The organism is Geomonas sp., from assembly GCF_035254065.1.
Classification (GTDB): Bacteria; Desulfobacterota; Desulfuromonadia; order Geobacterales; family Geobacteraceae; genus Geomonas.
Window position 1 is genome coordinate 1 of record NZ_DATFBA010000308.1, and the last position, 11,338, is coordinate 11,338.

Annotated in this window: 9 protein-coding genes; all 9 read right to left on the reverse strand. The window is 65.0% G+C overall.

The window, feature by feature from the left end:
* Positions 1-570, reverse strand: a 570-nt coding sequence (locus VJ604_RS14175) for a hypothetical protein (RefSeq protein WP_324083550.1), incomplete at its 3' end; no start/stop codon positions are given.
* Positions 571-614: 44 nt separating this feature from the next.
* Positions 615-1,898, reverse strand: a complete 1,284-nt coding sequence (locus VJ604_RS14180) for an O-antigen ligase family protein (RefSeq protein ID WP_324083551.1) — start codon at positions 1,896-1,898, stop codon at positions 615-617.
* A gap of 11 nt (positions 1,899-1,909) precedes the next feature.
* Positions 1,910-3,301, reverse strand: coding sequence for a glycosyltransferase (locus VJ604_RS14185; RefSeq protein ID WP_324083553.1), 1,392 nt, complete (start codon positions 3,299-3,301; stop codon positions 1,910-1,912).
* Positions 3,279-4,691: a hypothetical protein gene (locus VJ604_RS14190; protein WP_324083555.1), complete on the reverse strand. Its 1,413-nt coding sequence runs from the start codon at positions 4,689-4,691 to the stop codon at positions 3,279-3,281. Before VJ604_RS14190 ends, VJ604_RS14185 begins: the two co-directional genes overlap by 23 nt.
* Entirely contained in the window at positions 4,688-6,256 is a 1,569-nt protein-coding gene (locus VJ604_RS14195; protein WP_324083557.1) for a lipopolysaccharide biosynthesis protein, read from the reverse strand. Before VJ604_RS14195 ends, VJ604_RS14190 begins: the two co-directional genes overlap by 4 nt.
* Positions 6,253-7,602, reverse strand: a complete 1,350-nt coding sequence (locus VJ604_RS14200) for a phenylacetate--CoA ligase family protein (protein WP_324083560.1) — start codon at positions 7,600-7,602, stop codon at positions 6,253-6,255. Before VJ604_RS14200 ends, VJ604_RS14195 begins: the two co-directional genes overlap by 4 nt.
* 1 nt (position 7,603) lies before the next feature.
* Positions 7,604-9,979, reverse strand: a complete 2,376-nt coding sequence (locus VJ604_RS14205; protein WP_324083562.1) for a glycosyltransferase — start codon at positions 9,977-9,979, stop codon at positions 7,604-7,606.
* A gap of 35 nt (positions 9,980-10,014) precedes the next feature.
* Entirely contained in the window at positions 10,015-10,680 is a 666-nt protein-coding gene (locus VJ604_RS14210) for a GNAT family N-acetyltransferase (RefSeq protein WP_324083564.1), read from the reverse strand.
* Positions 10,677-11,338: GNAT family N-acetyltransferase (locus VJ604_RS14215; RefSeq protein ID WP_324083566.1), on the reverse strand; the 662-nt coding region annotated here is incomplete at its 5' end. The genes VJ604_RS14210 and VJ604_RS14215, both read right to left, overlap by 4 nt.

Here is an 11,338-nt window from a genome sequence, read left to right on the forward strand (position 1 = left end):
CGTCGCCGCGTCGACGGTGACCCTCGCCGACACCTCGCACCAGAACCTCGCGCCTTTTTCGCCGGCAGCCACGATCTCCAAAGGGGAGCAGCACATGTCGTTGCCGGGCACGGTATCGGTGCCGTGGTCCCAGCGGGTCCCCAGCCAGCGGAACAGGGCGAGCATCTGCCGGTACTCGTCCTCCCCCGCCCCCCCGACCAGCTCCTTCAGCCGGCGCTGGTCGGAAAAGGCCTTGAGGAATGGGACATCCGGCTTCTCGAACACGAAGTGCACCTCCCTGTTCAACGGCTCCAGCCCGCTGCCCCCCATAAGCTTGAGGGCAGGCACCCGCTGGGCCAGGCGTTGCCAGCTGATAGCCGGCGCGTCTCGGCCGTCTGCCCCGTGGAAGTAGCTACCGGAGATCTCTTCCGCCTTTACCAGGTCATCGCGGTAAACGTAGCTCATCAGAGGGGTCAGCAGCTTTTTGGCCAGCAGCAGCGGCAGCTGGTCGAGCGGCGGCCGGTACTCCCAGATGATGGGGCCGAGGGAAAGCAGGATCGCCCCCGCCGCCATGCTGACGACGTGAACCATCCTCGCGAAAAGGGGCTTCTTCTCATTTGATTTCATAGGAGCGGTTATCCTCTGCTTCCAAGATGGATACAACCAAAGGCGGCGATGAACGCCGGCAGCCAGAAGGTCAGCTCGCCGTAGAGGTCGTTGACGAAACTCGAGGCCACCAGCAGCGAAAGCCAGCTGGCCTCCAGGGTGGTCGCCTGGAAGAGATGATAGGTGTCGTTGCTTTCCCGGAGGGCCCTCTTGCAGCGGCCGAGCAGCCTGAAGCTGGAAACGACGTAGCAGATGAAGATGATGAGACCGTGGTAGCCGTACTCCGAGAGGGTCTCGAACCACATGGAATGGACCACCCGTCTGCCGCCGCTCAGCCATTCGGCGGGGAGGTAGGTGGGACTTAGCAGCAGGAAGGTCCGGGCGCCGCCCCCTAGCGGGTACTCCTTCAGCATGTCGAAGGTCGCCATCCAGAAGTCGACCCGGTGGGTATCGAGCTCGTCGGAGGTCGGATCGAACCCCTGCAGGGTGGTCATCCGCATCCAGAAGGTGTCGTCGGCCAGGTAAAGGAGGAGCAGGCCCGCCAGCAGCACCCCCCCCACCACCTGCGCCTTGTGGCGGACTTCACAGCGCTCCTTGAAGACGGCGATAATCATCCAGGCCACGCTGGCCAGCACCGCCAGGCAGGCGCCGCGGCTGTTGAGGAGGATGAGGCTGTTGATGTTGAAGACCAGGGCCCCCAGGGCCGCGAAGCGGATCAGCTTCGACCTGCCGAAGAGCACGTAGAAGATCAGCAGCGGGATGGCGGTCCCCACCACCAGCGAGGTGCCGTTCGCGTCGGAACCGTCGGCGCTGCCGATCCCTTCCAGCCGCCCCAGCCCGGAGCGCCCCTTCTGCCATCCGATGAAGGAGAGATAGCTGATGCCGGCGACATAGACGGCGAGTACCGCCTCCATCTTCAGGGCAGTGTCGATGGTCTTGTAGGCGATCAGCACGAAGAGCAGCACCTTCAAAAGCCTCAGCATCTCCGGCCAATGGACGGATAGCTCGATCGCCCACAAGGAGGTGGTAAGCATCACCAAGGTCATCATGATCAGCCACTTGGCCTGGGGAGCGGCCAGCACCCGGTTTTTGCTGAAGAGGTCCTTCCTTAACAGAAAGCTTATGCAGGTCACGATCATGATCGCCATCGAGTAGCGCATCTCGGGAAGCTCGACGTACCACCAACGTCCCGAGGGATTGGTCAGGTAGGTGAGCTCATAGAGGAGCACGCCAAAAAAGGGGGAGACCATGACGGTGGCCAGGCAACCGGAGAAGAAGAAGGCCATGTAGCTTAAGGCGGAAAGAGATGGCATAAAAACCCCTGTTATCGTGCGCCGACATCGGTCAGGTGGCGGTCGAGCTGTGCGGCGATCCGCTCGATGTTGAAGCGCTCCCGCTGCGGGTAGCGGCACGGAAGGTGTCCCTGCTCCCTCTTCCGGGCCAGAAGTTCCTCGAGCCTGTCCGCGATCCCGGCGACCTCGCTCTGGTCGAAGAGATCCCCAAAACCGTGGGAGGTGATGAGGGTCCCCAGGGCGCCGTCGGGAGGGGAGACGGTGAGGATGGGGCGTTCCAGGCAGAGATAGTCGTAGAGTTTGGAGGGGACCTGGGTCTTGGTGTCTGGCTGGATCAAGAGCAGCAGATCGGCCCTTTGCAGCTCCTCAAGGCACTGTTCGAAGGGAAGCTGCCCCAGGTCCTGCAAGCCCCCCTCTTCGATGAGCGGGGCGTAGCGCTGGTGGAAGTCGTAGTCGAGCTGCACCTTTCCCATCTGCAGGAAGAGGAAGTCCAGCCGGCGGCAGCGCCCCTCCCGCACCAGGAGCTCCACCGCCTCGAAGAGCGGGGCGGGATCCCGTTTGCCATAGAGGAAGCCGGCATGCGCCATCACCAGCCGGGAGCTGAACTCCTGGGCTTGGGGACGGGCGGGAACCGTGCTGAAGTCATCGGGGTCGAAGCCGTTGGTGAGAACCACGAACTTTTCCGCCGGGAGCTGCGGATAGCGCCTCAAGAACTCGTCGCGCAACTGGTCGGTGTTGGCAGTCACCAGCGCCGCCGATGATACCACCCTCCGCTCCAGCCACCTCCCCAGGGCATCGAGCAGGCGTCCCTTGCTGGCGTGGAAGGGGTTGCCGATCCAGGGGTCGCGGAAATCGGCCACGAAGGAGACGCCGGTCACCAGGTGCAAGAGCCAGGCGACCAGCAGGGCAGACCAGGGCATGCCGGTGGCGAAGATGGCGCGGGGGCGCTCGGCCCTGGCGATCCGGTATCCGCAGAGGAAGGCGGGGAGAATCCATCCGCTGGCGCCATCGGGGTAGTAGCAGAGGTCATAGATGAGATCCTTCGCCCACTGGGCCAGCGAACGCCCTCCCTGCCTCGGCCCGTCACCGGCGGCGGTCCCTGCCACAGCGGGGGGAGAGGCGTTATCCCCCCGCCTGCCGGAGGCAATGGAGCGCAGGCAACTCCTCGCTTTCAGCACCTGTTCGAAGACATCGTAGCAACCGGTCCGGTAGATCCTCTCGTCCCTGATGGGGAGCTTCCTGTCGAAGTCGCAGGCGACCACCGGCGGGTAGTACTCTGGCGCCACGGTCAGCACGGTGACCAGGTGGTTCTTCAGGTAACGGACGAACTTTACGGCGCGCTGCGACCCCGGCACCCCCTGGCCTCCGGCAGGAGGGTAGAAGTAGGTCACCATCAGGAGGCTATCCTTTTTTTCCCGTTCCATGTCCGCCTCCACTCTCTCCCCCGGAAGCTTCCGGGCGGAACCTGCGCGTGATCTCGAAGTACCTGGGTCCGATCCTGCCACTGTCCACAATGACGTCATCGATAAAGAAACGGCCGTCGGTGCCGGAGGTGAGCTTCGAGCTGGAACGCCGGTTGCCACCCAGCACGATCTTGTTGATCCAGTGATCGTAGTGGGTGGAGTTCCTGAGTCCGCTTGCCGAGAAATGCCCCCGCTCCCGGCCGTCGGCGTCGTACACCCAGAAGTCGATGCTGCCGTCGCGGTGGCCGGGGGACCCCATGTCCAGGGCGTACTCGACTGCGAACCACTGGCCACGACGGTAGAACTCCTGGATGTCGTTGTCACCCCCTGCCCCGCTCATCCGGTACTTGTCGCCGTTTTCGTAGCGCCAGCGCCCCTCGCGAAGGACACTGCCCGACTGCAGGGTGTCGAAGAAGATCCTGGAGCCGGTGGACTTCCCACCTCCGGCGAGCTGCACCAGGGTGCCGCCGGCCGCCCCGTATTCCGCGCGGTTCTGCGGGTCGGCGGAGACCTCCTCCCGCTCGACGGAGGTCCCGAAGTGGTTGATGGCGGTGAAGCCCGGACACATGTCCCACATCTTCAGGAAGCCCAGCCAGGCAAAGTTCCCTCCCCCGCTCTCCGGGAAGAAGTTGGGCTTGAAGCGGAGCATCATGAACAGGTGGACCTTCCTCAGGCCGCTCCTTCCCGAAACGCCGTCGCCGAAGAAGAAGCCGAGCCTCTGCGCGCCGATCCCCTTCATCGCCTCCTGCGGGTTGTCGTTGTCCCCCAGGTTCATCATCAGCGACTTCCCCCGCCCCCCCAGGCTGTACTCCCCGTGGTTGGCGATGATCATGGGCCAGCCGATCATCTCGGCTTCCGCTCCCGATCTCTCCCCGGTCAGGAGATCGCCCGGCCGGAAGCTCCCCTTGGCGGGGGTGGTGGAGAACTGCAGATAGGTGTTCCCCTCCAAAAGCCAGCTCTTCTCGTACACCAGTTCCCCTCCCAACTGGCCGGTCACCGTCTCCCCTTTCTGAAAGGAGCCGCTTTTCATCCGGACCAGGCAGGTCGGCCCCTTGTTGGCCCAGTACCCCCACAACGAGGGGCCGCCGTCGCTTCGCCTGGGCAACAGGAGGGGGTCGTAGCCGGCCGGATCGTCGGCGCCGCTGGGAGAGCGGCCGCCGGCGCTCCAATCCTGGAGGTCGTCGAAGGTCTCCGCCACCCGGAAAGCGCCGCGCAAGGCGGCGGTGCGGGGATCGACCTTGGTGCCGGAACCGGCCGGCGAGGCAGTCCTTGCCGAGAGCAGGCCGACCGGGCAGCAAACGGCAGCCAGCAGAAACAACAGCATCCATGGTGTGGGAAGTCTCATATTCATGGCACCTCCGGCCCCTTGGCCGCCTCGGCGTCCTCTCCCACCTCGGAGGCAGGCTCGAGCTTCGGGACCCACGGCATCAGCACGAAGAGGTCGAAACGCAGCCACCTTGCCAGATATTCCCGATCTTCACGATACAAGAGGTTCATGAAGGTGAGACCGCCGAGGTAGCAGTAGGTGAAGAGGGCGAAGGCAACGCAGAGCGAACAGAGTCCATCCGGGATTTCCAGAACCGCCAACAGGGCGTTGAACAGCAGCACCACACCGACCGCTCCCAGTGCCACCGAGAAGATCTTGGCCAGGTTCCGCCAGGGCATGATCTCCCGCCAGGAGAGGGACAGGATCCCCAGCGAGCGGTAGAGCAGGAACACCATGTAGCTGAATGAGCCGAGGAAGCTCCCCAGGGCGACGCCGACCGGCCCCAGCAGCTTGAGGAGAGTGAACCCCGAGACGATGGTGGTCACCACGCTGATGACGGTGGCGATCAGCAACAGCCGGGTGTTTCCCGACACGGTGGGGATCATGTTGTAGACGGTGACCCCGCAAAGCAGCGAGAGCAGGTAGACCTGGAAGATGGGGGTGGCGTCCAGGTACGCCCTGGTGTACAGGATCTCCATGAAAAGGCTCGCCTCCACCATCAGGAAGACGAAGATCGGAAAGTTGATCTTGGCCACCTTGTCGATGTTGGTGTGCATCATCTTCACCAGCGACACGATGTCCCTGCGCTGATAGGCGGCGACATACCTGGGGAGGGTGATGTCGTTGATCAGGTAGGTGATGGTGGAGATGAAGGGGATGTCGGTGGCGCCGCGCGAGTAGGTGGCGAACTGCGCAGCGGAAAAGCCGTTGGCGATCAGGTACTTGTCGATCTGCTTCCCGATGGTGGCCACGTAGCCCGCCGCGCTCACCGGCAGAAGGTAGCGGAACTGGTCGAGCAGGGAGACCCGCTGCCCTCCCTGGTCGCGGGAGGCGGGTCCCCGCTGGTAGCAGTAGCGCCTGATCACCGCCGCGAAGATGGCAAGGTTGACCACCCTGCTGGCGACAGCGGCCCAGAAGAGCCACTCGAGTCCGACCCGAGACATGACCAGCAGGCAGAGCGGCAGGTAGTCGATGACGCTGGAGACTACGGTGAGCGCGGAGTTGGCGACCAGGGCACCCGAGGAGAGGAAGATGGGGTCCTTCAGGTTCGTCGGCCCCTGCAGAAGGAGCAGAGCGCACAGGAAGGGGAGATACTGAAACATCTCCCGGTCCTTGAAGAGGAAGGGCAAGAGCCCCTTACCCAGGTAGAGAAGGAGCGCCGTGAGCGCGCCGATGGCGAGCCCCAACAGCAGGTTGTTTCTCACGAAACTGCGGCGATCGTCGACCTGCGGGTAATAGTAGTAGATGCTCTGGCCGATGCCGACGAAGGAGAGCAGGGTGACGGTGTTCAGCAGCAGCATCGCCTGCAGGTAGAGACCGTACTCCTCCTTGGTCAGGAAACGGGTCATGATGACGCTGGAGCCCATCAACAGCACCGAACCGCTGGTCCTGGCCAGGATATTGAGGGTTGCCTGGTCCTCGAACCTCATGGCGCACCTCCTCCCTCGGGGTCCGGAATTTCGCAACTGAAGAACCGCAGTTTGCCGCTCTTCTCCCTGGCGATGGAGGGGACGAACTCCAGGTCGATCACCATACCGGGGCCCACGATCTCCGCGAGCTTCCCGCAGAGATACCCCCTGATCCCGTCGCGGTTGCCGCTGGCCACCATCATCAGGCGCAGCGAGGTCATCTCCGTCTGCACCATCTTGAACTGGTGCACCGTCCCCAGTCGCCCCGGCATCCCGCTCACCAGGTACTCCACCAGGTAGGCGTCCACCAGCTTCCCTTCGCGGCAGCGGATGAAGTCGTCCTTGCGACCGGTCAGCTGTTCAAGCACCTTCAGCTCCCGCCCGCAGCCGCAGCGCCGGTCGGAGATGGCACCCCGGTCGCCGATCTGGTAGCGGATGAAGGGGAACAGCCGGCCGTTCAGCTCGGAGACCACGATGTTATCCCCCTCCCCCTCCTCGGCCGGCACCGTCTCCACCAGCAGGTTTTCCATCAGGTGCATGCTCCCCATGGGGCACTCGAAGCCGATAATCCCCACCTCGGTGCAGCCGTATTCCTGCGGGGTCCGGCAGCCGAGCACCTCGGAGATGACCCTAAGCTGGGAGGGGAAGATCATCTCGGAGGTCACGATCACGCAGCCCACCCCCAGCCCGGAGAGGTCGATGCCGCGCAGGTGGAAATAGTGGCAGAACTGATAGATGGACTGGGCATAGCCGTAGATGTACTGGGGCCTGAAGCGCTGCAGCGTTTCCAGGAACCCCAGGTACTTCTTCTCCTCGAGCTCGAAGGGAGAGATGCGGACCCTGTTCAGCAGGAGGTCGATGGCCTGGGTGGTGTAGCGGGAGGCGCCGGCGGGGGGAAGCCCCCAGAAACGGGCCTGCCGGAAACCGACATCCACCCCGTACCAGGAGTAGTCGCGGTAGAGAATGGCGTCCATGTGCCTCATCGACTCGGGGTCCTTGTAGTAGACCAGCGGCTGGCCGGTGGAACCGCTGGTGCTCCGGCGAAAGCGCATCCCCCGGTAGCTGCCCGAGGAGAGGTCGGCCCTCTTCACCTCCTCCTTGGTGAGGAGCGGGACCCGCCGGACGTCCTCGGGGAGGCGGAGCTGGTCCGGGGTGAAGCCGGCCCTCTGGTACTTCTCCCGGTAGAAGGGAACCTGCTGATAGGCGTACTCCACCACCTGCTTGAAGCTCTCCAGCTGGGCCTTTTCGAGGATGCCCCGGTCGAGGTACTGGCTTTCGGCGTAGGCACGCATGAGCGGCCGGATGTTCTCGCCGCGCAAAAGAAGCGTGGGGGTCCAGACCAGGTATTTGGAGAGCAGCGGATGCATCTCATACCTCCGGCTTAATCGGCGCGGAGTGACGCTCCGCGGCCCGGCAGTACAGGGAGCGGTAGGCCCCCCGCATGCCGTCTATGGAGAAGGCGGCCTCGACCCTCGCGCGCCCCCGCTCTCCGACCTGCCGCGCCAGCTCGCGGTCGGCAAGCAGACGCAGGATCCTCTCCGCCATCCCCTGATGGTCACCCACCTCCACCAGGTAACCGGTCTCCCCCTCGACCACCACCTCGGGGTTCCCCCCTACCGCGGTTACCACGGCGGGGACGCCGCTGGCCATGGCCTCCAGCAGGGTGACCGAGATCCCCTCGGTAAAGGAGGAGAGCACGAACACCTCCATCAGCTGGTACAGCTCCGGCAGGTCGTGGCGCAGCCCGACGAAGAAGACCCGGCTGGCGATGCCGAGCTCGGCGGCCAGCCCCTGCAGCTGGTCGCGACGCGAGCCGAAACCGGCGATCACCAGGCAGCAGTCGGGCACGGTGGCCACCACCAGGGCGAAGGCGCGCAGCGCCATGTCGATGTTCTTGATCTGCTCCAGCCTGGCCGCCATCCCCACCACCCGCCAGGAGGGCTTCAGCCCCAGCTCACGGCGCAGCTCCGCGAGGTTGCCGGGGACCAGCATGCGCTGGGGGTCGACGCCGTTGTGGATCACCTCGATCCTCTTGCGGGGGAGACGGTCCAGGCGGGCCATGCTCAGCCTGGTGCTGTGGCTGATGGCGACCACGTGCCTGATCCCCAGGGCGAGCAGCGGGTTCACCAGCGAACGTTTCCAGATGCGGCGGTCGGGGTAGAGACGCCCGTGCTCGGTGTAGATGACCGGCACCCCCCCCGCCCAGAAGGCGGCCGGGACGCTGTAGAACATGGGGGTGTACTGGTGGGCGTGCACCACGTCGACCCGCTCCTGGCGGATGATGTCGGCCAGCCACTTGATGAGCGAGTGGTCGAAGCCCTCCCGCCTGGCCCGGAAGAAGACCCCGAAACCGTCCTCCTGCAGCCTTTTACCCAGCGCCCCGACCACCTGCAGGCAGCAGACGATGGGAGGGTTGCCGGCCAGCCGCTGGTCGCGGATCAGCTCGTAGGCGATGGACTCGGCTCCGCCGCCGGCATCCAGGGAGAGCAGCACGTGCATCACCTTCGGGTTCGTTTTCTCCCCGGCCCCCTCCGGCCGTTTGCCGGCGCCTTCGGGGAGCCTGGCGCGGCCGGCCTCCGGCACCGCCGCTGAAGGGGGTGCCAGAGCTGCCCCCCCCAGCCGGAACAGCCCCACCCGCTCCAGCGCCCGCATCCGGTAGTAGTCGAGGGTCTCCGCAAGCGAGGTGTAGTAGGTGCGCGAGTTGCAGTTTTTGCAGATGGCGAGATCTCCCTCCCGCTGCGCCGCCAGGAACCTGCGGTGCCGCTCGTTGCCCCAGATCTCCTCCAGCCCCCCTCTCTTCAGGTTGCCCAGCACATAGCTCCTGAAAAAGGGGCAGGGAACCACGTCGCCGTTGGGGTTCACGGTGACCACCGTGGAGGCGATCCGGCACTCCTTCAAGGGGTATTCACCGTGCAGGAAGGTGTCGTCGGTGGTGCTGTAGTAGGCCCTCCAGTTGACGTAGATGGAGGAGGGGTGCTGCTGCATCCCCTCTATCATCCGGTACATCTCGGCCAGCTCACCCCGGTCCATCAGGTGCGACTCCCCGTCCGAGCTCGCGAAGTACGGCTCGGGGAGCACGCCGTCGATCAGGGAGTCCTCGATCCCCTGCCGGGAGAACTCTCCCAGCGGGCGCGGGTAGATGGCGTTCACCGGGTACTGCTCCAGGAATTCGACCAGCCGCGGGAAGTTGCGGAAGTTGAGGCGTGACAGGGTGCTGCAGACGATGATGCAGGGGAGCTCTCCCCCTCCCCGCAGTTCGGCGAAGTTCTCCAGCGCCTCCCGCACGCGCTGAAAGCTGCCCGACACCCCCCGCACCTCGTCCTGCTCCTCCCCCAGGTCGTCCAGGGAGAGGTAGACGGTGCCCAGCCCCGCCTCGATCAACTGCTTGACCGTGTCGCGGTCGCAGAGGTTCGCGTTGGTGGGGAAATAGGTGGCCACCCCCTGCTCGCTCAGGTAGCGGGTCACCGCGAAGATGGCGTCCTTCCTGAGCAGGGCGTCACCGCCGAAGATCTCGAAGGAACGGATGCCGTAGGTTGCCAGCTTGGCCGAGCTCTCCAGCCACTCTTCGCGCGTCATCTCCTGCTCCCCGCACCCCTTGCGCTGCCAGATGGTGCAGGTTCGGCACATGCTGGTGCAGCGGTAGGTGAGGAAGCAGATGGCGTCCAGGGCCTTCACCCGGCGGTGACAGACTTCCCGGAGCGCCTCGCTCGACAACTCCCTGCACATCCCTGTCAAAAGTTTCATGGTGACTTCCTCGCGTGTTCAGCTGCCGGGCCCGGTCAGTTCGCTACGCCCCCCTGGTTCGGCAGTACCGATTCCCCCGGCAGAGGAGCATCCAACGATCTGCCGGCCAACAGGGCGCTTTCCGGCTGGCTGCTGTAAAAGCGCAGGCCGCACGTCCTGACGTGGCTGATCTTGCGGATCTCCCGGAAGCCGAGCCCCCGGTAGAGCGCGAGCGAGGCGGCGTTCCACTCGGGGATGTGGCAGTAGAGGTAGCGCACTCCCCGCCGCTGCAGCCAGGAGGCGGCCGCCCCCGCCAGCACCCTGGAGAGCCCCTCTCCCCGGAATTCCGGCGCTATGTAGGTGTCGCAGATGAAGGCCTCGTCATCCTTGAGCGGCATCTCACGGTCGAAATCCTCCACGTAGGCGCGCCGCCTGGCCACCTTGATGTAGCCGGCCACCTGCCCGGCACTGCAGATCAGGGCGAAGTGGTGGCCCCAGCGCCTGGCCGCCTCGATCTCCTTGGGCACCAGGATCCAGGGGAACTGGGCGGACTGGCGCTTGATGAAGGCGAGCGCCCCCTCGAAGTCGTTGAACTCCACGCTGCACCCCGCCGGCAGCTCCTCCTGCCGGGGAGTCAGCGCGCAGCAGAACCAGATGGCGCTGTTCGAGCGGTACAGCCACCTCTTGACATTTCCCGCGGTCGATCTCAGGTAGTTCTTCATGATTCCTCCCTCTGTGCCGCCGGCTGCCAGCGGTCTCTCAGCTTATCCCTGAGCGCCCGCAGCACCCGGACCGTTTCCAGCTCGTGAAAGGCCGCCAGCCGCCCCAGCATCCGGTCGCCGAAGATGGTCAGGCAGACATGGGGCGCGGCCTTGTCGCACCAGCGTTTCTTGTAGCGGTCGAAACTGCCGCCAAAATCGAGGCGCCGGACGCCTCCCCCCCCTTGGAAGAGGGACTTCAGCATCTGGGTCTCCAGGAAGGTCCCGGGGGAGAGCTCGGCGTACCCCTGATCGTAGCAGGCACGCAGGGCGTACTCGGTCCCTGCCCGGCGCAGGTGGAACTCGAAGGCCACCGTCCGGCCGGAAAGCCGCAAAAGCCACAGGGAAAGCTCCCCCAGGGCCGCGGCGCCCTGCGCCAACTCCCGGAAGAAGGCGGCGTTGACGGGGGTGGCCAGGGAATCGCCGATGGCATGGGTCCAGCTGCGCTCCGCCACCGTGCGCACCCCCTCCCAAGCCGAGAGGAATCCCTCCCACTCCCGGACCTCGCTCACCTCCCAGGGACCCGCGCTTTCCACCTGGTGTAGCACCCGGCGGATCGCCTTGCGGACCTTCCCGGGGCGCCCGGCAAAGAAGCTTTCCCAGTCCCCCTCCATCTCCAGGA